The 24,887-nt window shown below is 65.6% G+C and carries 19 protein-coding genes and 3 tRNA genes; 10 read left to right on the top strand and 12 right to left on the bottom strand.

Going from position 1 to position 24,887, the window contains the following annotated elements; genetic code table 11:
- Positions 1–109: 109 nt before the first annotated feature.
- The 3 genes from QNO03_RS04305 to QNO03_RS04295 form a co-directional block, all read right to left on the bottom strand.
- Positions 110–3,256: an efflux RND transporter permease subunit gene (locus QNO03_RS04305; RefSeq protein WP_289602094.1), complete on the bottom strand. Its 3,147-nt coding sequence runs from the start codon at positions 3,254–3,256 to the stop codon at positions 110–112.
- 119 nt (positions 3,257–3,375) lie between these two features.
- Positions 3,376–4,869 carry a malate:quinone oxidoreductase gene (locus tag QNO03_RS04300; protein WP_229950786.1) on the bottom strand — a complete coding sequence of 498 codons (1,494 nt, stop codon included), beginning with the start codon at positions 4,867–4,869 and terminating at the stop codon, positions 3,376–3,378.
- 129 nt (positions 4,870–4,998) lie between these two features.
- Positions 4,999–6,696: an ABC transporter substrate-binding protein gene (locus QNO03_RS04295; protein WP_289602092.1), complete on the bottom strand. Its 1,698-nt coding sequence runs from the start codon at positions 6,694–6,696 to the stop codon at positions 4,999–5,001.
- Between the two features lie 126 nt (positions 6,697–6,822).
- On the opposite strand from QNO03_RS04295, the gene QNO03_RS04290 reads away from it, so the two are divergent.
- On the top strand, positions 6,823–8,562 hold the full coding sequence (locus QNO03_RS04290; protein WP_289602091.1) for an ABC transporter ATP-binding protein: 1,740 nt from the start codon (positions 6,823–6,825) through the stop codon (positions 8,560–8,562).
- A 2-nt stretch (positions 8,563–8,564) separates the two neighbouring features.
- Entirely contained in the window at positions 8,565–9,113 is a 549-nt protein-coding gene (locus QNO03_RS04285; RefSeq protein ID WP_354003878.1) for a tetratricopeptide repeat protein, read from the top strand.
- A 122-nt stretch (positions 9,114–9,235) separates the two neighbouring features.
- On the opposite strand, the gene QNO03_RS04280 is transcribed toward QNO03_RS04285, so the two are convergent.
- From QNO03_RS04280 to bcp, 5 genes are all read right to left on the bottom strand, one after another.
- A complete protein-coding gene (locus tag QNO03_RS04280; protein WP_442860285.1) occupies positions 9,236–10,180 on the bottom strand; it encodes an ABC transporter permease in 945 nt (314 codons plus the stop codon).
- Positions 10,177–11,181: an ABC transporter permease gene (locus QNO03_RS04275; RefSeq protein ID WP_229950792.1), complete on the bottom strand. Its 1,005-nt coding sequence runs from the start codon at positions 11,179–11,181 to the stop codon at positions 10,177–10,179. Before QNO03_RS04275 ends, QNO03_RS04280 begins: the two co-directional genes overlap by 4 nt.
- Before the next feature lie 99 nt (positions 11,182–11,280).
- Positions 11,281–12,975 (bottom strand): ABC transporter substrate-binding protein, encoded by a 1,695-nt coding sequence (locus QNO03_RS04270; RefSeq protein ID WP_229950793.1) that lies wholly within the window; start codon positions 12,973–12,975, stop codon positions 11,281–11,283.
- Positions 12,976–13,210: 235 nt separating this feature from the next.
- A tRNA-Leu gene (locus QNO03_RS04265) sits at positions 13,211–13,292 on the bottom strand.
- A gap of 57 nt (positions 13,293–13,349) precedes the next feature.
- On the bottom strand, positions 13,350–13,817 hold the full coding sequence (gene bcp, locus QNO03_RS04260) for a thioredoxin-dependent thiol peroxidase (RefSeq protein ID WP_229950794.1): 468 nt from the start codon (positions 13,815–13,817) through the stop codon (positions 13,350–13,352).
- 191 nt (positions 13,818–14,008) lie between these two features.
- Between bcp and QNO03_RS04255 the strand changes: the two genes are divergently transcribed.
- From QNO03_RS04255 to QNO03_RS04245, 3 genes are all read left to right on the top strand, one after another.
- Positions 14,009–14,533, top strand: a complete 525-nt coding sequence (locus QNO03_RS04255; protein WP_289602089.1) for a MarR family winged helix-turn-helix transcriptional regulator — start codon at positions 14,009–14,011, stop codon at positions 14,531–14,533.
- Positions 14,534–14,643: 110 nt separating this feature from the next.
- The gene (locus tag QNO03_RS04250; RefSeq protein WP_289602087.1) at positions 14,644–15,816 is read left to right on the top strand and encodes an RtcB family protein; all 1,173 of its coding nucleotides are present in this window, start codon (positions 14,644–14,646) and stop codon (positions 15,814–15,816) included.
- A 35-nt stretch (positions 15,817–15,851) separates the two neighbouring features.
- A complete protein-coding gene (locus QNO03_RS04245) occupies positions 15,852–16,649 on the top strand; it encodes a GNAT family N-acetyltransferase (protein ID WP_229950799.1) in 798 nt (265 codons plus the stop codon).
- A gap of 66 nt (positions 16,650–16,715) precedes the next feature.
- Here QNO03_RS04245 and QNO03_RS04240 read toward each other — a convergent pair.
- From QNO03_RS04240 to QNO03_RS04230, 3 genes are all read right to left on the bottom strand, one after another.
- Positions 16,716–16,791, bottom strand: a tRNA-Lys gene (locus QNO03_RS04240).
- Positions 16,792–16,964: 173 nt separating this feature from the next.
- Positions 16,965–17,040: transfer RNA gene (locus QNO03_RS04235), tRNA-Lys, on the bottom strand.
- A gap of 117 nt (positions 17,041–17,157) precedes the next feature.
- Entirely contained in the window at positions 17,158–17,496 is a 339-nt protein-coding gene (locus QNO03_RS04230; protein WP_289602085.1) for a hypothetical protein, read from the bottom strand.
- A 124-nt stretch (positions 17,497–17,620) separates the two neighbouring features.
- Between QNO03_RS04230 and QNO03_RS04225 the strand changes: the two genes are divergently transcribed.
- Complete coding sequence (locus QNO03_RS04225; protein ID WP_289602083.1) at positions 17,621–18,586, top strand: 2-hydroxyacid dehydrogenase; 966 nt, start codon at positions 17,621–17,623, stop codon at positions 18,584–18,586.
- Positions 18,587–18,602: 16 nt separating this feature from the next.
- On the opposite strand, the gene QNO03_RS04220 is transcribed toward QNO03_RS04225, so the two are convergent.
- Positions 18,603–19,064, bottom strand: coding sequence for a hypothetical protein (locus QNO03_RS04220; protein ID WP_229950806.1), 462 nt, complete (start codon positions 19,062–19,064; stop codon positions 18,603–18,605).
- Positions 19,065–19,213: 149 nt separating this feature from the next.
- Here QNO03_RS04220 and ilvD point away from each other — a divergent pair, with 149 nt between their 5' ends.
- From ilvD to ilvC, 4 genes are all read left to right on the top strand, one after another.
- Positions 19,214–20,917, top strand: coding sequence for a dihydroxy-acid dehydratase (gene ilvD, locus QNO03_RS04215; protein WP_229950808.1), 1,704 nt, complete (start codon positions 19,214–19,216; stop codon positions 20,915–20,917).
- Positions 20,918–21,322: 405 nt separating this feature from the next.
- Complete coding sequence (locus QNO03_RS04210; RefSeq protein WP_289602081.1) at positions 21,323–23,227, top strand: acetolactate synthase large subunit; 1,905 nt, start codon at positions 21,323–21,325, stop codon at positions 23,225–23,227.
- 3 nt (positions 23,228–23,230) lie between these two features.
- Positions 23,231–23,743, top strand: a complete 513-nt coding sequence (gene ilvN / locus QNO03_RS04205; protein WP_229950812.1) for an acetolactate synthase small subunit — start codon at positions 23,231–23,233, stop codon at positions 23,741–23,743.
- A gap of 49 nt (positions 23,744–23,792) precedes the next feature.
- Entirely contained in the window at positions 23,793–24,818 is a 1,026-nt protein-coding gene (ilvC, locus tag QNO03_RS04200) for a ketol-acid reductoisomerase (RefSeq protein ID WP_229950813.1), read from the top strand.
- Positions 24,819–24,887: the final 69 nt, after the last annotated feature.

The following is a 24,887-nucleotide window of genomic DNA, read 5'->3' as shown; positions in this document are numbered from 1 at the left end:
GGGGTGGTTGGAAGTTTCTTCAAGTATATGCAAATGCATATACCTTCCCTAACCGCCGGCGGCGGAGGTTCATTCCCGGCACAGCCTTCCCGGACGGGGGGGCGTCCGGCTAGACGCCGGTCTTTACCCCGGCTGCCCCGGCTGCCGCGGTTGCCCCGGTGTCCTGCTTCCGCTGCCGGCGCTTCTCGCGGGAACCCTCCAGCAGGCGGTAGAGCACCGGCACCAGGATCAGGGTCAGGGCGGTGGAGGAGATCAGGCCGCCGATCACCACTATGGCCAGCGGGCGCGAGATAAAGCTGCCCTCACCGGTCACGCCCAGGGCCATCGGGGTCAGGGCGAAAACGGTGGCCAGGGCGGTCATGAGGATGGGACGCAGCCGCTGCCGGGAACCGCGGAAGACGGCGTCCTCCACGTTCATGGCCGGCTCGTCCCCCCGCGGCTGACGGTACTGGTTGATCAGGTCCATCAGGACAATTGCGTTCGTCACCACAATGCCCACCAGCATCAACATGCCTACCAATGACGCCAGTCCCAGGGGCACACCCGTGATCAGCAGCAGCAGGATGGCTCCGGTAGCCGCGAACGGGATGGAGACCAGCAGGATCAGGGGCTGCAGCAGGGACTTGAAGGTGGCCACCATGATCACGTAGACAATCGCGATGGCTATCAACAGGGCCAGTCCCAGCTGCGTGAAGGACTCGTTCTGCTGTGTCGCGGCGCCGCTGAGCTCGGCGGTGACGCTGGCCGGCAGGTCAACGTCGTCCAGCCTGGCCTGGACCTCGGTGATGGTGCCGCCCAGATTGTCTCCGTCGGGGGAGACGGAGACGACGGCGGTGCGTTCGCCGCCGGAGGAGGAGACCGACGTCGGCACCTCCACCTCCTCGATGGTTGCCAGCGCACTCAGCGGCACGGTCCCGCTCCCGGCCGGCACGGAAATGCCGTTGAGCTGTTCCAGCGAGGTGACCGGGGTTCCTTCACCGATGAGCACCGGCAGGTCGTCGGTGCCCAGCCGGACCGTTCCGGCGGGCAGGGGGCTGATGGTGGAGGCCACCAGGCCGGCAATCTGCTGCTCGTTCAGGCCCGCAGCCACCGCCTTGGCACGGTCGATGGTGACCTGGACCTGGGGCTGGGAGGCGGAGAGGTTGGAGCTGGCCTGGGCGACCCCGGGCAGATCGGACATGGCGTCGACGACGGCGTCACTGGCCGGCTGCAGTTCCGCGGGGTCACCGGCGGACAGCGAGATTTCGACGGTGTTGGAGGTTCCGAAACCGCCGCCGGTGCTGCCCAGGGTGACCTCGCCGGCGTCGTCGGCCTCTTCGAGTGCGGACCGCACGTCTTCCCGCAGGGCCTCCTGGTCCACTCCTTCCTCGGTGATCACGGTGAAGTTGGCCACCGAGGAACCGCCTGCAGTGAAGGCCGCCAGGCCGGAGGTGGAGGTGCCCATGGTGACCTGGACATCCTTAACGCCCTCGATGCCGCCCAGGATCTCCTCGACCTCTCCGGCCGCCTCCGATGTGCGGTCCAGCGAGCTTCCGGCGGGCAGCTCCTGCCGCACGCTGAAGGTGTTTTGGCCGGTGTCGCCCAGGAGGTTGGTCGGCAGCAGCGGAGTCATGGCAGCCGTAGCCGCCAGGATGACCACGCCGGCGGCAACTGTGAACACGGGGTGGCGCTGGGTGGTGCGCAGGATCGGCAGGTAGCCGCGCTGCAGGATGGTCCGCGATTCGCGTTCCTCAGCCTGGGCCCGGTAGGCGGCCGGATCGGCAACCGGCGGGGACGACTTCAGGAACCAGTAGGCGAGTACCGGCACGATGGTCAGGGAGACCAGGAGCGAGGCGAGGAGCGCCAGGGAAGTGGTCACCGCGAACGGCCGGAACAGCTCTCCGGCCAGCCCTCCGACAAAGGCGATGGGAGCGAAAACGGCCACTGTGGTGAGGGTGGAGGCCGTGACCGCACCGGCGACCTCACGGACGGCCGTGAGGATGGCGGCGGTTTTGTCCTCGCCGTACCCCAGGTGCCGTTTGATGTTCTCGATCACCACAATCGAGTCATCCACCACCCGGCCGATGGCGATGGTCAGGGCCCCGAGGGTCAGGATGTTCAGGGAGTACCCGAACGCCAGCAGCCCGATGAAGGTCACCAGCAGCGAAAGCGGGATGGAAACCGCGGTGACGAGCGTGGAGCGGAGGGAGAGCAGGAAGACCAGGATTACCAGGACAGCGAAGCCGAGGCCGAGCAGCCCTTCGGTGGTGAGGTCCGAAATGGACTTTTCAATGAAGGGTGCCTGGTCGAAAATGACGGTGAAGACCGCGCCTCCGCCCAGTTCGTCCTGAAGCGACGGCAGCAGGTCCATGACCTGGTGCGAGATGCCCACGGTGTCCCCGGCCGGGGTCTTGGTGATGGACACTGCCAGGGTGGCTTCACCGTTGGTGCGGGTGATGGAACTGGACTCGTCCTCGGTGATGTCCACCGATGCCACGTCGCCGATGGTCACCGGGGCGCTGTCCGCCGCCGGGGAGCTGGATTCGACCGGCAGGCCCGATATCTTTTCGAGACTGTCCAGGGGTGCGCCCACCTGGATCGAGAGGGTGCGGCCGTCTTCCTGGACCGTGCCGGCCGGCAGCAGGTCTCCGCTGTTCTCAAGGGCGTCGACGATGGCCGCGGGGGTGACCCCGGAAGCGGCAAGGGCCGCGTTGTCGGGCAGGATGGCGACGTGCCGGGTTGCACCGCCGGTGACTTCGGCCGTGCGGACCCCTTCGATCTTCTGCAGGCGGGGAACGGTCAGGCGCTGCAGGTCCGCGTTGAGCTCCGCCAATGGTTCATCCGAGGACACCGCAAGGTAGACGATCGGGAAATCGCTGATGCTTCCGGCCAGGGACTGGGGATTGGCGTCCTCGGGAAGCAGCTGGCGGGCGTTGGAAATGGCCCGGTCCACCTGCCCGCGCGCCCGGTCCAGGTCCGTGCCGTAGGCGAAGGTGAGGCTGATGGTGGAAATGCCGGAACGGGACGTGGCGGTGGATTCCTCGAGCTCTTCCACAGCGGTCAGGGCGCCTTCGAGCGGTTCGCTGACCTGGGCATCCACCACCTCCGGGGAAGCCCCCGGCAGGGCCGTGATCACGCTGATCTGGGGAAACTCCAGCGACGGGATCAGTTCCTGCTTCAGCGAGCCCATCGAGATGACCCCGAAAACGGCCACGAACACCGTGATCAGGGCAATGAGCGCCCGGTTGGAAAGGGACAGCCTGGCCAATCGGTCCATGATCCTGCCTTACGAAGGGCGAACTGGAGTTGGGCGGCGCCGATGTTCCGGGGCCGGGAAACGCTTCGCGGCGCAACCCCACCCGGGAGGGAAGGGCTGCGCCGCGGGCGCGGCCGGGGCTAGGAGAGCCCCAGGACCTTATTGGTGTCGGTTTCGATCTCTTCGGCGAGGTGCTCGTTTTCGTTGAGCTTGACCCCGTAGCCCGGGATCATTTCCTTGATCTTCGGCTCCCAGCCATCGAACTGGCGGGGGAAGGCACGCTTGAGGAGGTTGATCATGATGGGCGGCGCCGTGGACGCACCGGGGGAAGCACCGAGCAGGGCGCCGATGGACCCGTCGGCTGCGGTAATGAGTTCGGTGCCGAACTGCAGCACGCCGCCCTTCTTCGGATCCTTCTTGATCACCTGCACGCGCTGGCCCGCAGTGATGAGGTCCCAGCCTTCGGTCTGTGCGGACGGCATGAATTCCTGCAGCGCCTGCGTCTTGCCCTCGCGAGTCTTCATCACCTCGGTGACGAGGTACTTGACCAGGCTCATGTTGTCCTTGGCCACGCCCAGCATGGGGACGAGGTTGGACGGGCGGACCGAAAGCGGAAGGTCCAGGTAGGAACCGGTTTTCAGGAACTTCGGGGAGAAGCCGCCGTACGGCCCGAACAGCAGTGACCGCTGGCCGTTGACGAAGCGGGTGTCCAGGTGCGGCACGGACATGGGCGGTGCACCAACCGAGGCCTGTCCGTACACCTTGGCGTTGTGGCGGGAGATGATGGATTCGTCCGTGGAGCGCAGGAACTGGCCGGATACGGGGAAGCCGCCGAAGCCCTTGCCCTCGGGAATGCCGGAGGCCTGGAGCAGGTGCAGGGCTCCGCCGCCGCCGCCTATGAAGACGAAGCGGGCGGAGACGGTGCTGGTGGTGCCGCTGGCGCGGTCCTTGACCTTGACGTCCCAGCCGCCGGTGGAGGAACGCGACACGTTGCCGACCTCGTGGCCGAAGTGCATGTTCACGCCGTTGGCGCCGAGGTAGTTCGTCAGTTCACGGGTAAGCGCACCGAAGTCGACGTCGGTGCCGCCGGCGACGCGTGAGGCGGCGACGCGCTGTGACGGGTCGCGCCCTTCCATGATCAGGGGAGCCCATTCCGCCAGCTTGGCCGGGTCCTCGGAGAACTCCATGGTCTTGAACAGGGGCTGTGCGCTCAGGGACTCGTAGCGGCGGCGCAGGTACTCGGAGTGTGCGTCACCCCAGACAAAGCTCATGTGCGGCAGCGGATTGATGAAGGTGTTGGAGATGTGGCCTGCGGAGACGAGGTGCGCCCAGAACTGACGGGAAACCTGGAACTGCTCGTTGATACCCACTGCCTTGGCCGGGTCAACCGATCCGTCGGCCGCGGCCGGGCTGTAGTTCAGTTCGCAGAGGGCGGCGTGGCCGGTTCCGGCGTTGTTCCAGGGGTCGGAACTCTCCAGGCCTGCGCGGTCGAGGCGCTCGTAGAGGGAAATGTCCCAATCCGGCTGAAGCTGCTTCAGGAACGCCCCAAGGGTTGCGCTCATGATGCCGCCGCCGATCAGCAGTACATCAGTTTTCGTTGCGGAATTATCCGCCGGGCTATTAGCAGTCAACATCTTCTCCAGTCGCGTGGGCGCTAGCCATAGAAGCGTATCCCGATCAGGTGCCTTCCTAAAATTATTGCCGCAGGTAATCCGTCAGCGGGAGAGGGTGCGCCTATTGCGGTGGAGGGGTGCCGCGCGGACTCAGCGTTCCGTGAGCGTAATCCGGTTGAAGATTTCGTGCAGGACCGGGCTGGTGGGATAGGAGGAAACACGGGGGGAGAGGGCGAGAGCGGAAATCGGGAAGGCGAGCGGGACCGCCGGCACGCGTTCGGAAATGCGGTCGGTGATCGCGTGGTAGGCATCGGTTTGTTCCTGGCCTTCCGGGAAGGCCCGTGCCTTGTCGACACCGAGGAATACCTCGGGGTCGTTGAAAGCGAATTCCTCGGTATAGCGTCCAAAAAGTGTTCCGACGAAGTTGTCCCCGGCTTCGTAGGTGCCCGCAAGTCCCAGCAGGTGGAACGCCCGGTCCTCCTTGCCCTGCACCCTATCGAGGTACCCTTCCGACCAGTCCACCGGGACCGGACGGATGTTGAACCCCGCTGCGGTGAGCTGGCTGCTCAGCCTGGCGTAGACCTTCTCCGGTGTGGGCAGATACGTGCGGGTGACGTGGCGGGGGTAGTAGAAGGGGAGCTCCCGGCCGTCGTAGCCGGCTTCCAGGAGCAGTTCCCGGGCCTTGTCGGTGTCATACCCGTAACCTGTGGCGGAGTCGGAGGTCAGCCCCAGCTTTTCCGGGAGGAACTGGTTGGCCGGCTTGGTGCCGTTGAGGAACAGGCCGTCCAGAACCGCGGGCTTGTCGATGGCGTGGGCTACGGCCCGGCGCATCAGGACGTTGTCCAGGCCGGGGAAATTCGAGTTGATGCCCAGGTAGAGGATGGAGTAGGGATCACGCTGCTGGATCTGCTGGCCGTTGCGCGCCAGGTCGCCGACGTCGTTGACGGTCACCAGGTCGTAGCCGTCCACCTGTTCCTTCTTCAGCGCCCGCAGCCGGCCCTCAGGGCTGGAAATCGTCTTGAAGACCACGGTGCCGATCTGGCCTGGTTCGCCCCAGTACTCCGGGTAGGCGGCCAGCTCGACGGTGTCGCCGTCCCAGCCGACGAAGCGGAACGGGCCGGTGCCGACAGGCTGCACGCCGTAGGCGGAAACCTTCCGCCCGTTGCGTTCCTGGGTGAGCGCATCGGCGCTGCCGTCAGCCAGGGCCTTCGGCGAGGACATGCCGAAGGCCGGGGCGGCGAGTGCGGGGATGAAGCTGTCCAGCGGCTCCGTCAGCTGCACCCGTACCGTGTATTCATCGACCGCCGTGCATTCCTTGTAGACCGCGGTCTGGGGGGTATCCGAGAACCCCCGGAAGACCGACCGGTACATGAGGGAATCGCTGCGCGCGGATTCGGGCAGGTTGAACCAGCGTTCGAAGTTCCGGCGGACGGCCTCCGCGTTGAAGGGTTCACCGTCGTGGAACGTGACATCACGGCGCAGTTCAAACGTGTACGTCCTGCGGTCCTCCGACTTCGTCCAGCTCTTCGCCAGCAGCGGTGTCGGGGCGGAGGTCAGGGGATCGACGCCGACGAGGCCTTCAAAGACCTGCCGGGTCACCCGGAAGGACTCAGTATCGACGGCCAGCGCGGGGTCCAGGGTTACCGGATTGGCGGCGGTGGCCATGGTGAACCGCCCGTTCGGGCCGGCCGGTCCGGTTGCGGTCGGGCTCGGCGCCGGGGTCGGGGTTTCATCTGCCGCTGCCTTGCAGCCGGCAAGCATAAAAGCCGCCGCTGCGGCGCCGATAAGTGTGCGGCGGGACAGGGCAGAACTGCCGCTTCCGGGTTTTGCAGTGCCGGGATTCGCCACGGTGAATACTCCTCCGGGACGCTCCATCCCTCATAAATCGATGATTTTCCATTCTAAATGATTAAAAACCGGTAAACAGCTGTGAGACACGCGTCACAAGGGGCGTGAGTGGGGCAGGATGGGGAAATGACTGATTTGACCACTGCTTCGCCCCTGCTCGAGGTGAGCAACCTCGCCGTTAACTTCCGGACCATGGACGGAGAAGTTGCTGCCGTGCGCAACGCCGGTTTTTCCCTCCCGGCAGGGAAGACCCTGGCCATCGTCGGGGAGTCCGGCTCCGGTAAATCCACTACCGCCATGGCCGTCATCGGCCTGCTGCCGGGCAACGGCACCGTGGCGTCGGGCAGCATCCGCTTTGATGGGCAGGAGCTGGTAGGCCTTCCCGAGTCGAAGATGCGGGCCATCCGTGGACGGTCCATTGGACTGGTGCCGCAGGACCCGATGTCCAACCTCAATCCGGTGACGAAGATCGGGACCCAGGTTGCCGAAACCCTGCTGGTGCACGGCATGGCGACGTCGAAGGACGTGGACCGGAAGGTCGTGGAGGTCCTGACCGCCGCCGGTCTGCCCAACGCCGCGGAGCGGGCCAAGCAGTACCCCCATGAATTCTCCGGCGGCATGCGCCAGCGGGCCCTGATTGCCATCGGCCTGGCCTGCCGTCCCCGCCTGCTGATCGCGGACGAACCCACCAGCGCCCTGGACGTCACGGTCCAGCGGACCATCCTGGACCAGATCGACCGGATGACCGAGGAACTGGGCTCATCCGTCCTGCTGATCACCCATGACCTGGGGCTGGCGGCCGAACGTGCCTCCGAACTCGTGGTGATGCACCGCGGCGAGGTCGTCGAAACGGGTCCCGCCCGGCAGCTCCTGGAGGATCCGCAGCACCCGTACACCCAGGCCCTGGTCCGCGCAGCGCCCAGCGTCGCTGCGGTGCGGCTCAGCCCCGGCGCCTTTGCCGGGCATGCCGCACCGAAGAGCGGGACAGCAGCGGCGCCGTCCGCAGCGGGCGACCCGGATGCCGCCCCCGCCGGGACCGAAACCGCGCCGGACAACATCGTGGAATTCCGTGACCTGACCAAGGTCTTCAAGATCCGCGGCCGTGCCGACGATTTCTACGCCGCGAAGAACGTCACGCTGGACATCCCGCGCGGACGCACCGTGGCCATTGTGGGGGAGTCGGGGTCGGGCAAGACCACGACCGCGCGGATGCTGTTGAAACTGATTGAACCCACCAGCGGAACCATGACCTTCGACGGCATGGATGTCGGCACCCTGGACAAGGCCCAGCTGCGGAACTTCCGCCAGCGGGTGCAGCCGATTTTCCAGGACCCCTATTCCTCGCTGGACCCGATGTACACCATCGAACGCATTCTGGAAGAGCCGCTCAAGACCTACCGCCGCGGGGATAAGGCCGAGCGCCACCGGCGCGTGCTGGAACTGATGGACCAGGTGGCGCTGCCCAAGGAGATGCTGCACCGCTATCCGGCCGAGCTTTCCGGCGGGCAGCGGCAGCGCGTGGCGATTGCGCGCGCCCTGGCGCTGCAGCCGGAGCTGATTGTCTGTGACGAACCGGTCTCGGCACTGGACGTCCTGGTGCAGGCCCAGATCCTGCAGCTGCTGGGGGACCTGCAGCGCGAGTTCGGCCTCAGCTACCTCTTCATCTCCCACGACCTGGCGGTTGTCCGCCTCATCTCCGACTACGTGTGCGTGATGAAGGACGGCGAACTGGTGGAAGCGGCGAGCTCCGAGGAAGTCTTCTCCAATCCCCGCCATCCCTACACCCGGAAGCTCCTGGCCTCGATACCCGGCAATGAGCTGAACATTGACGGCGGACTGACCGTCGACGACGAGCTGGCTTCCTAGCAGTGGAGCAACCACCGGATACCGCCGGGAGGGAACTGGAGGCCGAGCTGGAGGCACTGCTTTCCGCCCGGAACCGTGAGGACATGGCGCCAACCATTGCGGCGCTGCTCGGCGTCCACCGCCGGTATCCGGACAACGCCCGGGTCCTGTATGAGGTCGGCGGTGCCTATGACACCGCCGGTGAAGAGTCGACGGCGGCGGGATTCTATGAGCGGGCCCTGGCCCGGGGCCTGGAAGGCGATGTGCTGCGCCGCTGCTACCTGCAGTACGGCAGCACCTTAAGGATCCTTGGCCGCACGGAGGAATCGCTGGCGGTCTTTGCCCGTGCCCGGCAGGCCTTTCCCGGCTCGGTGTCCCTCGGGGCCTTCGAGGCCCTGACGCTGCATGCGGCGGGCAAGGTGAACGCCGCGCTCGCAGGGCTCCTGGTCCTGCTTGCGGAGAATGTCTCCGCGGAGGAGCTGGAACGGTACCTGCCGGCGCTGCACGGCAATGCCGGGTATCTCGCCTCGCTTGACGCGGTGGCAGGAGCCGGGGCCGGTCAGGGCACCTGAGGACAGCGGACAGCGGACAAACGGAAGGGCCCTCCCGGTGGGAGGGCCCTTCCGTTCGTTGGATGCTGTTCTAATGCTGCCTTGAGGCCGCGCACCCGGTTCCGGGGCTACGTTCCAAGTGGCTATTTTCTCCGGGTCTTGGGGTCCAGCGCCTCGCGGAGGGACTCGCCCAGCAGTGTGAAACCAAGTGCGGTGACTGCAATGCAGATACCCGGGAGGAAGGCCAGCTGCGGAGCCACGGCCAGTTCGGCCTGCGCGTAGGTAAGCATCCGGCCCCATTCGGCGGTCTGCGGCAGGCCGCCGCCGAGGCCCAGGAAGGACAGCGCCGCGGCGTCGATGACCGCTGTTGCCAGGGTCAGGGTCGCCTGCACGATCACCGGTCCCATGCTGTTCGGCAGCAGGTGGCTCATGGTGATGGTGCGCCGGCTCAGCCCCAGCGTCTGCGCCGACAAAATGTAGTCGGCGCTGCGCTGGGAGATCATCGACGAGCGCAGCAGCCGGGCAAAGATGGGCACCTGCGAGACGCCGATGGCAATCATGATTGCCAGCGAACTCTGTCCCAGGAGGGCTGCGATACTCACTGCCAGCAGCAGGTTCGGCACGGAGAGCAGGATGTCGACGAAGCGCATGATCACGCTGTCCACCCAGCCGCCGAGGCCGCCTGCGATCACACCGAGCAGCACCCCGCCCGCAAGGCCAAGCGCCGTGGAGACCACGCCGATGATCAGCGACGCGCGGGCGCCCCAGATGAGCTTGGAGAGGACATCGCCGCCGAAACGGTCCAGGCCCAGGGGATAGCCGTCCAGGTCTCCCGGCCCCGGAATGCGGGTGGGGGTGATATCCGTGCGGCCCGGCAGGTCATTGCCGCCGTAGGGTGCCAGCAGCGGAGCCAGGATGGCGACCAGGATGAACAGGCCAACGATGACGGCGCCGGTGACGGCGGCCGGGTTGCGGCGCAGGCGGCGGAACGCGTCTTTCCACATGCCGCTGCCGGTGGCGGGCTTGGCCGTCGGAGCGCCTTCCGGAAGGACGGACCCGCCGGCAGCGGGAGGCAGAGTAGTACTCACTGGACACGCACCCTTGGATCGATGAAGCCGTAGGACACATCAACCAGCAGGTTGATCAGTGAATACGCCACGGCGATGAACACGATGAATCCCTGCAGGACGGGATAGTCGAGGGCGAAGATCGCATCCCTCAGGAACCTGCCGATACCGCTGAAGGCAAACACCGTTTCCGTCAAAACGGCGCCGGAGATCAGCAGCCCGGTCTGCAGGCCGATGGTGGTGGTCACCGGCAGCATGGCGTTGCGCAGCACAAAGCGGCCGCGGATGGTTTTCTCCATCAGGCCCTTGGCGCGGGCGGTGCGCACGTAGTCCGCACCCTGGACTTCCAGGACCGACGCCCGCGTGATGCGCACGATGATCGCCAGGGGAATGGTGCCCAGTGCGATGGCCGGAAGCACCAGGTGCAGGATGGCGTCCCAGGACGCGTCCCATTCCCGGGTGAGCAGACCGTCCAGTACATAGAAATCGGTCACGTGCGTGGCGTCGATACGTGGATCCTGGCGTCCGTCGGTGGGGAACCAGCCCAACTGGATGGCCAGCACCCACTTGAGGATGAAGGCGAGGAAAAACACGGGGACAGTAATGCCGATCAGGGACAGGACCACGGAGGAGTGGTCCCAGAAACGCCCGTAGTGGCTGGCCGCCAGGTAGCCCAGCGGAATGCCGATGCCGATGGCGAAGATGAGGGCGACGACAGCCAGTTCCACCGTGGCGGGGAAGCGGGTGGCGAATTCCTCCAGCACGGGGCGTCCGGTGACGATGGACGTTCCGAAGTCGCCCTGCAGGAGCTTGCCGACATAGGTGAAGTACTGCTCGATCAGCGGGCGGTCGAACCCGTAGGCCTTATTGATGTTGGCAATGGCTTCGGGGGAGGCCTTGTCGCCCAGCAGGGCAGTGGCCGGACCTCCGGGCAGGTTGCGCACCCAGAGGAACAGCAGGATCGAAAGGCCGATCAGGGTGGGGATCAGCATAAGAAGGCGTTTGCCGATGACTCGTAGCACGAGTGTCCTTTCCCAGCTGTGGGGCTGGAGGATCTGGGAGGAAAAGACGAGGCGCGGAGGAGGCCGGGGACCCGCGGGTCCCCGGCCTCCTCTAAGGTGTTACTTTTTGAGCTTGATGTCGCTGAAGACCTCGTCGTTCACCGGGCTGGCCGGGTAGGACTCGACCCGCTCGGAGAACGCGAGCGACGGCGCCGGGTGGGCCAGCGGGACGGCCGGTGCGAACTCGGCAATGTCTTCATTGATCTGCTCGTAGAGCGGTGTCTGCTCCTCGAGGGTGGACACCTGGCGTGCCTCTTCCAGGGCAGCGAAGATGTCCGGGTTGTTGAAGCCGAACTCCGGCTTCTCCTGACCGAAGAACACACCCACGAAGTTGTCCGTGTCGTTGTAGTCGCCGGTCCAGCCCAAAAGGTGCAGACCGTGGTCGGAGCCGGCCTGCACGCGGTCCAGGTAGTCCGGGGACCACTTGTCGGGCTGCGGGTTGACGGTGATGCCAACTTCGGCCAGCTGGGCGCTCAGGTTGGTGAAGACCTGCTCAGGGGTGGGCATGTACGGCCGGGAGACGCCGGTCGGGTAGTTGAAGTCCACGCTGAAACCGTCCGGGTAGCCGGCTTCGGCGAGCAGGGACTTGGCCTTCTCGGGGTCGTACTCGTACGTGGTGACGTCTTCGTTGTAGCCGTTGACCACGTCGGGGATGAACTGGGTGGCGACCTTGGTGCCCTCGGGAAGCGTCTGGCTGACCAGTGCTTCCTTGTCGATGGCGTGCGAGATTGCCTGGCGGACCTTGGGATCGGCCAGTTCGGGCACCTGCTGGTTCATGCCCAGGTACAGGATGGTGAAGGGATCGCGCGGGACCACGTTGAAACCGGCGGCGGCCAGTGACTCAGTGTCGGCGGGGGCCACGAGGTCGTAGCCGTCAATGTCGCCGGACTCCAGCGACTGGCGGCGGGCCTGCGGATCGTCGATCACGCGGAAGATGATGTCGGTGACCTGGGGTTCGCCGCCGCCCCAGTAATCCTCGTTCAGGGACAGGGTGAGCTGGTTGCCCACGTCCCACCCGTCGAACTTGTAGGGGCCGGTGCCGGTGGGGTGGGCCTTGGCGTATTCGGTCAACTCAGGAGCCTCGGCCGTTCCGGACGAGTTGTTGGCACCGAACTCCTCCAGGGCCGCCGGGCTCTGCATGCTGAACGCGGGCAGGGAGAGGGCGGCAACGAAACCGGCGAAGGGCTTGTTCAGGCTCACCACGGCTTCGGAGTCCGAGGAGGCTTCGCAGGACTTGTAGGTCGCGGTGTCAGGGGAGTCGGAGAAGCCCTTGAACAGCATGCCGTAGTAGTAAGCCTGGCTTTCGGCCTGCTGGATGCCGGTGAAGTTGTACCAGCGGTCAAAGTTCGCGCAGACCGCTTCGGCGTTGAAGTCGGTGCCGTCGTGGAACTTGACGCCTTCCTCGAGATCGAAGGTGTAGGTCATGCCGTCGTCGGAGGCTTCCCAGGACTTGGCCAGCAGCGGTGCCGGGTCCGCGGTGCCGGGTTCGACGCCGACAAGGCCTTCGAATATCTGGCGGCTGACGCGGAAGGATTCGCCGTCGGAGGCGAAGGCCGGATCGAGGGACTTGGGATCGGACGAGGCTGCGAAGACGAAGGTGCCGTCTACATCACCGGAAGCACCGGCGTCGCCTTCTTCGCGGTTGCTTTGGGCGCAGCCCGAGAGCACGAGGGCGCTCAGGGCAAGGCCGGCGGTAAGGGTGGACGCGCGCTTCTTCGCGGACCGGCCTTTCCGGACGCTGTCTGCTGGGAACATGTTTTGGGTACTCCTCATGGGCGGATGAACGCTAAGCGAGTGGTGCCTGCGGCCGGAAAGCCGGCCCGTTTGTGTCCTCGGACACAAACGTATGGACAGAGCCTAATGGGGAAGTGTTTCTGTTACGTGACATTCATCACCGTCGGCGTGGTCACGATTCGGTCACGTCGGGCCGGAGGAGTTTACCCGGACATACAAAAAGCCCCGGTCCGAAGACCGGGGCTTTGATGTTTAGTGCGCGAGGAGGGACTTGAACCCACACGTCCGAAGACACTGGAACCTAAATCCAGCGCGTCTACCAATTCCGCCACTCGCGCCGATTTTCCCTGCAGGCGTTACGCGCCGCCGGGAAACCGGTTTTAGTCTACCCGAGGTTAGTCGAGCCCCAGATCGCGCCGGAGCTTGGCAACGTGGCCGGTGGCTTTGACGTTGTACTGGGCCAGAGCGACCTTGCCTTCGGGATCCACCACCACGGTGGACCGGATCAGCCCCTCATAGGTGCGGCCGTAGTTCTTCTTCTCGCCCCAAGCGCCATAGGCTTCGGCCACAGCGTGGTCGGCGTCGGAGAGCAGCGGAAAGTTCAGGTCCTCGGATGCTGCAAACTTTTCCAGCTTCCCGACCGGGTCGGGGGAGATGCCCAGGACGGTGTAACCGGCGCCTTTGAGGCTGTTCAGGTTGTCACGGAAGTCGCAGGCCTCCTTGGTGCAGCCGGGAGTGGCCGCGGCCGGATAGAAATACACAATGGTGCTGCTGCCGCGCAGGTCCGCCAGGGAAACGGTGGTGCCGTCGGCGGCAGGGAGAGCGAATTCCGGGGCGGTTTCGTCCGGGCTGAGGCGTGGCATGAGGTGTCTCCTTGGTATCGATTTCGCCGGTGGGGTGTCGTAAGGCGACATTCCAACGCGCGGTGGCTATCCTAGACTGTGGATCGGTCCATAATCAGCAAACTGACTGTTGCCCTGCAATTTCTGCACAGCACCTTTCCCCAGCTGATTGGTGCGGACGGATCCGTCGCCGAGAGGAAGAGTTTTATTTTATGCCGGATATGGAGCGTTGGCCCACCGGTCGTCTGCTGTCAACAGCAGCCCGCCTGGTAGAGCATGCCTGGAACGAGCGGCTCGTCAGCATTGGACTGACCCATGCGGGTGTTATCGCCCTGGGCGTTCTGGATTCTCAGGGACCGATGACCCAGGCCCGCCTGGCGCAGCTGGTGCGTGTACAGGCCCAGACCATGGGTAAGACCCTGGCCCGCCTCGAGACCCATGGCCATGTCAGCCGTGTGCGCAATGACCTCGACAAGCGCAGCCATATGGTGACCATCACCGCCCAGGGTGTAGAGGCCCTGCGCGAAGCCCAGAACATTGAGCGCACCCTGCTGGAGGGTGGCGAACTGCTGTCCGATGCGCTCCGCGGCCAGCTGCGGAACGTCATCACCGAACTGGGCAACCCGCGGTGGCAGACCGGCGTCGACGTGCCCGGGCTCCCGGTCCCGCCCGAAAGCGGGCTGGTGATCCTGCCGGAAGCCACGGAAGCTACGGAAGCCACGGCAGACAGCCGCTGACCGCAGCGCGAAACGTAGGACATGTAAAGAGGAGGCACATCCACCGGATGTGCCTCCTCTTCCGTTCTGCCCGCCGGCGTCGAAGGTGGGCAATGTATGGGAGGGCGCCCGTGGAGCAGAAGGTCAACGAAAAGTACATCAACTTCGCCAGCGTGATCGACGACGGAACCCTGGAGCAGAACACCAGGACGTCCCGGATGCCGTTTATCTATCCGCATCTGGCCTCCATGCCGGACGCCCATTTGGGGAAAGGCGCGGCGGTGGGCTCCGTGATCCCCACCCTGGGGGCGATCATCCCGGCGGCGGTCGGCGTCGATATCGGCTGCGGGATGATTGCCGTCCGCACCCAGCATGCCGCCGCGGATATTGACGGGTTGAACCGCCGGGTCCTCCGTGAGTCCATTGAGCACGCCATTCCGCTTTCGGCCGGCAACAACAACCGCAGCCTCACGGATTCGGCGCGCCTTCGGGTTGAGGAACTGGCAGACGACGCCGCTGCCGCCGGCTTTGACCCCGCGTCCTATCTCAAAGGCTGGCGGCTGCAGCTGGGCACCCTGGGCTCGGGGAACCACTTCATCGAAGTCTCCCTGGACGAAGAGGACGCCGTCTGGCTGTTCCTCCATTCGGGCTCGCGCGGTGTCGGGAACAAGATCGCGCAGCAGCATATCTGGGCGGCACAGAACTACTGTGGGAAGCGCTCCATCGACCTGCCGGACCGGGACCTGGCCTATCTTCAGGAGGGGACCGCGGAATTCGACCGGTACATTGCGGAACTGATGTGGGCGCAGAAGTTCGCCCTGCTCAACCGCGAGGAAATGATGGACCGCGTCATCGGGTGTTTCAGCGCGTGGACCGGTGAGCCGGTGCAGGAGCGGGAGCGGATTAACTGCCACCACAACTACACCGAGGTGGAGCACCACTACGGCCGGGACGTCTGGCTTTCCCGCAAGGGTGCCATCGACGCTTCACCGGGACGCCCCGGGCTGATTCCCGGATCCATGGGCACGGCGTCGTACGTGGTGGAAGGCAAGGGCTATGCGCCGTCGCTGAACTCCGCGCCCCACGGCGCGGGCCGTGAGTATTCACGGAACAAGGCGCGGAAGACATTCAGCCAGGAGCAGCTGCGGAAGGCCATGAAGGGGATTGAGTTCCGGGACACTCCGGCCTTCATCGATGAGATTCCCGCCGCGTACAAGGACATTGACGCCGTAATGGCGGACGCCAAGGACCTGGTCACGGTAAAGCATGTGCTCCGCCAGATCGTGAACGTCAAGGGAAACTAAGGGGAGTTCCCGCACCGGCGGTAGGCTGTGGTCCCATGCCCTCATCCACGGATCTCCTTGCCGCCTACGACTCCCAGCTGCGCACCGACGCCGAAACACCGGGCGCAGCCGCCGTCGACCGGCTGGGACCGCTGCGCCTGGTGACGTTCGGCGGCGGCCGGGGCTTCATCACCTACGCCGATCTGGACGGGGCGGATGCCGGAACCATTGCAGGCTGGGTCGCCGCGGCACTCGCGCACTTCCGGAGCAATCCGGAGATCAACCAGGTGGAGTGGAAGACCCGGGGCCATGACCGGGCGCCCGGCCTGCACAGGGCCCTCGTCCGGAACGGCTTTGAGCCGGGGGAACCCGAATCGATCATGATCGGGCGCGCCGCCGATCTCGCGGTGGACGTCGAGCTGCCCGCCGGCGTCGCCCTCCGGCGGGTGACGGAGGAGGAGGATGTCCGTGCGATGAGTGCCATGGCGGATGAGGTGTTTGGAGATCCGGTGTCCCCGGCGACGGCAGACTCCCTCCTTCACCGGTTGTCACGCGGTGACGGGATGGAACTCTGGGTGGCGGAAAGCGGCGGAACGATTATCAGCACCGGACGGCTGGAACCGGTGCAGGGTACGGAGTTCGCCGGTATCTGGGGCGGCGCAACCCGGGAGGGCTGGCGGGGCCGGGGGATCTACCGTGCCCTTACCGCAGCCCGTGCCCGTTCTGCCCTGGCCGCGGGTAAGACCCTGATCAACAGCGATTCAACGGAGTACTCCCGTCCCATCCTGGAGCGTTCAGGCTTCCGCAAAGTGTCCACCACAACGCCGTATCTCTGGCGTGCTGAGGCTGCGTAGGCCGGGGGAGACAGCAAAAGACCCCGCCCTGACCGGCAAACAGCCGGATCGGACGGGGTCTTTCGTTGGTGCACCCCCCGGGACTTGAACCCGGAACCCATTGATTAAGAGTCAATTGCTCTGCCAATTGAGCTAGAGGTGCGTGCTTTGCTGGACGGAAGACCTGCGCCGTGAGGCACCGTTCGTTCTCCGCAACGACATGAAACACTACCATGTCCGGCGCCCCGGCGCGAAACGGCACCGCCTGCCGCGGCGGCCCCCGGACAACGAAAAACCCCGCCCGGCCAGGCGTTGAGCCTGAGCGGACGGGGTTATTGGTGCACCCCCCGGGACTTGAACCCGGAACCCATTGATTAAGAGTCAATTGCTCTGCCAATTGAGCTAGAGGTGCGCATTTGAAGCGATGGATACCGGCGGTTTTTCTTCCGCAGCCGCCATCAGCAACGACATGAAACATTACCAGCAGTTCCGCCGGAGAATGAAATCCCGGCGGCATATGTGTCCCGTCTCACTGTTTATCCCGTTCCGGCGGCTCCCCTTCCGGCGGCTGCCGGGAGTGGGGGAGGACCACTAGTTCACCCGGATTCCCGTCCCAGCCGGTTCCCTCGTCCACCACCCAGGTCCGGTCGGGCAGGTCCGACGCCGGGTCACCGGTGGTCACAGTGGTGACGGCATCGCGCGGCACCGGGGTAACCGGTAGATCGGGTTCGGCCAGTCCGGCAGTGTCAAGACCCGCCGCCAGCCGGAGCGGACGCCGGTCCAGCATCCGCACCACTGTGCGGGCCGCCCAGACCGCCGCAGCGGAGCCGATCCCCAAAGCTGGGAAGAGAAGTGATTTCCGAGGCACGGCGGCATCCTTTGGTCGGCGGACGGCACGTTTTTCACGTTACGGCGGGCGCCTGCCCCTGTCCATAGCCGGGATAGCGGCTGCTGGCCTGCCGTCCGCCGTCCCAGCCGTTACGCTGTCTGGCATGTCCGATTCGACTCCCCGCAGCGTCCCGGTGCGGACCCTGACCGTACCTACCCCCGAACTGCTTGATGCCCTGCAGCCGCTGCCCGAGGGCATGCGCGCGGCCGTGTGGGACCTGATCCACGAGCCCGAGGGGCTGGAGTACCCGGAGATCGACGTCGTAGTCCTGCCCTACGCCAACGGATCCGACTATGGCGAAGCGCTGCAGCGGGTACCCCACCTGCTGCTCCTGCAGGCGCAGTCCACGGGCTACGACGGGCTGCCCGAACTCGTGGGGGAGCAGACCGCAATCGCCAGCGCCGCCGGGGTCCATGCCGCAGCCACGGCCGAGATGGCACTGACCCTGATCCTGGCCGCACAGCGGGGCATCGACGATGCATTGGCTGCCCAGCATGAGGGCCGCTGGGAGGCGGTCCGGTACCCGGGCCTGGCCGACCGGCGGGTGCTCCTGGTGGGGGTGGGCGGGATCGGCCGTGAGATCGCCGCACGCCTGAACCCGTTCGACGTCGAACTCACCCGCGTGGGCAGGACCGCCCGGACGGACGAGGACGGCGCCGTGCACGGGACGGACGAACTGGTCGATCTGGCGGCCCGGGCGGAGATCCTGGTGGTCATCACGCCGCTGGACCGGCAGACCCGCCACCTGATCGACGCCCGCGTCCTGGCCGCCCTGCCGGACGGGGCCCTGGTGGTCAATGTTGCCCGCGGTGCGGTCGTGGACAGCGGGGCCCTGACCAAGGAAGTGGTGTCCGGAAGGCTGCGCGCGGCTCTCGATGTCTTCGACCCGGAACCCCTGCCGGCGGACCATCCCCTGCGGCAGGCGCCCGGGGCCATCATTACCCCGCACTGGGGCGGGAACACTGCGGCGTTCGAGCCGCGGATCAAGGCGCTCCTGCGGAAGCAGGTACGCCGGCTGGCGGAAGGACAGGAGCCGCTGAACCTGGTCCGCCCCGGCCCCTGGGGCTAGGAGAAGACCTGGGGCGTTACGCCAGTTCCAGGTAGGAGTCCACGAAGGAGCAGAAATCCTCCCAGTCCGCGGCCTGCTCCAGCAGGCGCTCGCTCTCTGTTGCGGTGGCCGGCAGCGCGGCCTGCGGTTCGACGGCGAACTGGAAAACGCGGCCGGTGCTTGTGCCCACCTCGTAGGCGTCCGTGTCCAGCTCGTCCGTGTGGCTGAGGTTGGTCGTGTTCACCGAGGTGGGTGCTTCCAGCGCGGCGAGGGAGTCGACGTCAAACGGAGCGAACACCACCTCGGCTGGACGCCAGCGGTAGCCAAGCACATAGAAACCGGTTTCCCCGTCGAGTGCCGGCGTGGCCAACACCAGGTTGTAGTCCCCATAGTTGGGAATCTGGGATTCGAAGACGCGGCGCAGCACCAGCTTCAGGTGATCACTGGTGGGGGCCTCCGGCGCAGTGTCTGCGTCCGGACCCATGGATCCTGTTGTCATACCCCCAGTCTATGAACACTGTCCCCCGATCGGGGAAGCCCGCTGCGGCCGTGACCCAGAACTTCATCCGCTGTTCACAGGCCGTAACAACCGGTGCCTCTGTCCGTCACAAGGGCGAAGCAACTGGCCTTAAGTCCTACGATCTACCCATGAGCGGAGACAACACACCGGACATCAAGCCCCGCAGTCGAGTAGTCACTGACGGCATCCACGCGGCACCTGCCCGCGGCATGTTCCGTGCCGTAGGGATGGGAGACGACGACTTCGCGAAGCCGCAGATCGGCGTCGCCAGTTCCTGGAACGAGATCACTCCCTGCAACCTGTCACTGAACCGGCTGGCCCAGGGTGCCAAGGAAGGGGTGCACGCCGGCGGTGGGTTCCCCATGCAGTTCGGCACCATCTCCGTTTCCGACGGCATCTCCATGGGCCACGAGGGCATGCACTTCTCCCTCGTCTCCCGCGAGGTCATTGCCGATTCGGTGGAAACCGTGATGATGGCCGAGCGCCTGGACGGCTCCATCCTGCTGGCCGGCTGCGACAAGTCCCTGCCGGGCATGCTGATGGCCGCGGCACGGCTGGACCTCGCCAGCGTCTTCCTTTACGCCGGTTCGATCATGCCCGGCTTCGCCAGGATGGAAGACGGCACGGAGCGCGAAGTCACGCTCATCGACGCCTTCGAAGCCGTCGGCGCCTGCGCCGCGGGCAAGATGAGCCTCAAGGACCTGGACACCATCGAGCGGGCCATCTGCCCCGGCGAAGGCGCCTGCGGCGGCATGTACACCGCCAACACCATGGCCTGCATCGGCGAGGCGCTGGGCATGTCCCTTCCCGGCTCCGCCGCGCCGCCCTCCGCCGACCGCCGCCGCGACGATTTCGCCCGCAAATCCGGCGAAGCCGTGGTCAACCTGCTCCGCAAGGGCATCACCGCCCGCGACATCATGACGAAGAAGGCCTTCGAAAACGCCATCGCGGTCACGATGGCCTTCGGCGGCTCCACCAACGCCGTGCTGCACCTGCTGGCCATTGCCCGCGAGGCGCACGTGGACCTCACGCTGGAAGACTTCAACCGCATCGGCGACCGCATCCCGCACCTGGGCGACCTGAAGCCGTTCGGCCGCTACGTGATGCACGACGTCGACAAGATCGGCGGCGTTCCGGTCATCATGAAGGCACTGCTCGACGCCGGCCTGATCCACGGCGACTGCCTCACCGTCACCGGCAAGACCGTCGCGGAGAACCTGGCGGCCATCAACCCGCCGGATCCCGACGGCAAGGTCCTGCGCGCCATGGACAACCCGATCCACAGGACCGGCGGCATCACCATCCTGCACGGCTCCATGGCTCCGGAAGGTGCCGTGGTCAAGAGCGCCGGCTTCGACGCCGACGTCTTCGAGGGCACCGCCCGCGTGTTCGAGCGGGAACAGGGCGCCCTCGACGCGCTCGATGCCGGGCAGATCCACGCCGGCGACGTCGTCGTCATCCGCTACGAAGGCCCCAAGGGCGGCCCGGGCATGCGCGAAATGCTGGCGATCACCGGCGCCATCAAGGGTGCCGGGCTGGGCAAGGACGTCCTGCTGCTCACCGACGGCCGGTTCTCCGGCGGCACCACCGGGCTGTGCATCGGCCACGTGGCACCGGAAGCGGTCGACGGCGGCCCCATCGCCTTTGTGCACGACGGTGACCGGATCCGGGTGGACATTGCGGCCCGCAGCTTCGACCTGCTGGTGGACCCGGAGGAACTCGAGGCCCGCAAGGTCGGCTGGCAGCCGCTGCCGGGCAAGTTCACCACCGGCGTCCTGGGCAAGTACACCAAGCTGGTCAACTCGGCTTCCACCGGGGCGTATTGCGGGTGAAACCCTTCCTCATACGTCAGGCGCTGGAGCGCCTGACGTATGGGGCCCCTAAAGGGTTTCACCCTTATTAAGCCCTGCCGCCTTCCGTGGGCAGGTCCCAAAAGCCGAGACACACGTCCAGATAGTGAGACGGGCGTCTCATATGATTGACACCCCCGCAGGGGAACGCGAGACTGAACGGTATGCAGATCGTACCCGTCGTCCTTATCAAGCGCGTGGCGTAACAGCCCGACTTGTCTAAGACGTCACGCGCGAACCCCTACGGAGCCAACAGGCACGAGGGGTTTTTTTATTGGCATCGTCAGTTTTGGCTTCGCTGAACACAGAAGCCGTACCGGGCACCACCCGGGCCGGCCGCCGCTTGACCGCATTGACCATGGATTAGCATCCGCAAAGGAAGTTCCGATGAGTAAGGGATCGCCAATCAGCCCTTCGCTGATGGCCTCAAAGGCAAATGCCGCTGCACGCGCGGCGGCGGCCAAAACCAAAGACGTAGCCAGTTCCGTGGCCTCCTCCACGGAAGCGGATGAGCGTATCCAGGGGCCCAACAACATTGTTCCGCCCACCGAAATGACGGGTTCCTCCGCCATCGTCCGTTCGCTGGAGGAACTCGGCGTCGACGAAGTCTTCGGCCTGCCCGGCGGCGCCATCCTGCCCACCTACGATCCCCTGATGGATTCCAAAAAGATCCGGCACATCCTCGTGCGCCACGAACAGGGTGCCGGGCACGCAGCCGAGGGCTACGCCATGGTGACCGGGCGTGCCGGTGTCTGCATCGTGACCTCGGGACCCGGAGCCACCAACCTCGTCACCGCCATCGCCGATGCCCACATGGACTCGGTCCCGATGGTAGCCATCACCGGCCAGGTCTCCAGCGCCTTCATTGGTTCCGACGCCTTCCAGGAAGCCGACATCGTGGGCATCACGATGCCCATCACCAAGCACTCCTACCTCGTGACGGACGCCGCCGATATTCCCCGGGTGCTTGCCGAGGCCTTCCACATTGCGACGTCGGGACGCCCCGGACCGGTCCTCGTGGACATCGCCAAGGACGCCCAGCAGGCGAAGACCACGTTCTCCTGGCCGCCGAAGATTGACCTGCAGGGCTACCGCACGGTGGTCCGCGGCCATTCCAAGCAGGTCCGTGAAGCTGCGCGCCTGATTGCCGCTTCGCAGCGGCCGGTGTTCTACGTGGGCGGCGGCGTGCTGAAGGCCAATGCCTCGGAAGAGCTGCTCGAACTGGCCGAACTGGTGGGCGCTCCTGTGGTCACCACTTTGATGGCCCGTGGTGTGTTCCCCGATTCGCACCCGCAGCACGTCGGAATGCCGGGAATGCACGGCGCGGTGTCGGCGGTGACCGCCCTGCAGCAGTCGGACCTGCTCATCACCCTCGGCGCCCGCTTCGACGACCGGGTCACCGGTGTACTGAGCTCCTTCGCCCCCGCCGCCAAGGTCATCCATGCGGACATCGACCCGGCGGAAATCTCCAAGAACCGGCCGGCGGATGTGCCGATTGTCGGCTCGGTGAAGGAAATCATGCCCGAGCTGGCCGACGCCGTGCGCGGACAGTTTGAAGCGGGTAAGCCTGACATTTCCGCTTGGTGGGCGGTGCTGGACCGGCTGCGCGAAACCTATCCGATCGGCTATGCCACTCCCGAAGACGGGTTGATCGCCCCGCAGAAGGTGATCGAACGCATCGGTGCCATGACCGGACCCGAGGGTGTCTATGTAGCCGGTGTGGGCCAGCACCAGATGTGGTCCGCCCAGTTCATCAAGTACGAACGCCCCCGCGCGTGGCTCAACTCCGGCGGCCTCGGCACCATGGGCTACTCCGTACCGGCGGCCATGGGCGCCAAGGTGGGTGCACCGGACCGGGTGGTCTGGGCCATCGATGGTGACGGCTGTTTCCAGATGACCAACCAGGAACTGGCCACCTGCCTGATCAACAACATCCCGATCAAGGTTGCCATCATCAACAACTCCTCGCTGGGCATGGTCCGGCAGTGGCAGACCCTCTTCTACGAGTCCCGCTACTCCAACACGGACCTCAACACCGGGCATGACACCGTACGGGTGCCGGACTTCGTCAAGCTCGCCGAAGCCTACGGCTGCGTGGGCCTGCGCTGTGAACGCGATGAGGACATCGACGCGACCATTGCGAAGGCCCTGGAGATCAACGACCGCCCCGTCGTCATCGACTTCGTGGTCAGCCGCGACTCCATGGTGTGGCCGATGGTTCCGACCGGGGTCAGCAACGACCTGATCCAGATTGCCCGCAATATGACCCCCAAATGGGAAGAGGAGGACTAGGACATGGCCCGTCATACCCTTTCCGTGCTGGTGGAAGACGTTCCCGGCGTGCTGACCCGGGTGGCGTCGCTGTTTGCCCGCCGGGCCTTCAACATCAATTCCCTGGCCGTGGGTCCCTCGGAAGTGCCGGGCATGTCCCGCATCACCGTGGTGGTCGACGCCGAAGGCGACCTGCTCGAGCAGGTCACCAAACAGCTGAACAAGCTCATCAACGTCATCAAGATTGTCGAGCTGGTTCCCGATTCCTCCGTACAGCGGGACCACATCCTGGTCAAGGTCCGTGCGGATGCCGCAACCCGGCTGCAGGTAACCCAGGCAGCCGAGCTGTTCCGCGCTTCGGTAGTGGATGTTTCCACCGACTCGCTCATCGTCGAGGCCACCGGCACCGCTGAGAAGCTCAACGCACTGCTTTCGGTGCTTGAGCCCTTCGGCATCCGCGAAATAGTCCAGTCCGGAACCCTGGCCGTTGCCCGCGGCTCAAAGTCCATGAGCGACCGCGCGCTGCGCAGCGCCTGAGTTCCACCCCCAGACCCTTAGCCTCAGAAACCAGTAGGAGATAACCAAAGTGACTGACATGTACTACGACGACGACGCCGACCTGTCCATCATCCAGGGCCGTACCGTCGCGGTCATCGGCTATGGAAGCCAGGGCCACGCCCACGCCCTCAGCCTGCGCGATTCCGGCGTGGACGTCCGCGTCGGCCTCAAGGAAGGTTCGGCTTCCCGCGCCAAGGCCGAAGCCGAAGGCCTGCGGGTCCTCAACGTGGCGGACGCCGTAGCCGAAGCCGACCTGATCATGGTGCTCACCCCGGACCAGGTCCAGCGCTTTGTCTACGCGGAGGACATCGCTCCGAACCTGCAGGCCGGCGACGCTCTGTTCTTCGGCCACGGCTTCAACATCCGCTACGGCTACATCCAGCCGCCGGCCGACGTCGACGTCGCGCTCGTGGCACCCAAGGGTCCCGGACACATTGTGCGCCGCGAATTCGAAGCCGGCCGCGGCGTCCCGGACCTGATCGCCGTCGAGCAGAACCCCTCCGGAACCGCCAAGGAACTGGCCCTGTCCTACGCCAAGGCCATCGGCGGCACCCGTGCCGGCGTCATCGAGACCACCTTCACCGAAGAGACCGAAACGGACCTCTTCGGCGAGCAGGCGGTACTCTGCGGCGGCGCGTCGCAGCTGATCCAGTACGGCTTCGAAACCCTGACCGAAGCCGGCTACCAGCCGGAGGTCGCCTACTTCGAGGTGCTGCACGAACTGAAGCTGATCGTGGACCTGATGGTCGAAGGCGGCATCGCCAAGCAGCGCTGGAGCGTCTCGGACACCGCCGAATACGGCGACTACGTCTCCGGCCCGCGCGTCATCGACGAGCACGTGAAGGAAAACATGAAGGCCGTCCTGGCCGACATCCAGAACGGTGCCTTCGCCAAGCGCTTCATCGATGACCAGGACGCCGGCGCCCCGGAGTTCAAGGCACTGCGGAAGAAGGGCGAGGAGCACCCCATCGAATCCACCGGCCGGGAACTGCGCAAGCTCTTCTCCTGGATCAAAAACGACGACGATTACACCGAAGGCTCCGTGGCCCGCTAGTAATCTCCGGCGCCGATACGTCTTCTGCCGCTGCCTGCGCGATAGGCTCGAAAGGCACGTAACGGCAAG

This window comes from Arthrobacter sp. zg-Y877, from assembly GCF_030373105.1.
In the GTDB taxonomy this organism is placed as follows: domain Bacteria; phylum Actinomycetota; class Actinomycetes; order Actinomycetales; family Micrococcaceae; genus Arthrobacter_B.
Note: the sequence above shows the minus strand (reverse complement) of the source record. Positions and strands in the feature narration are given on the sequence as shown.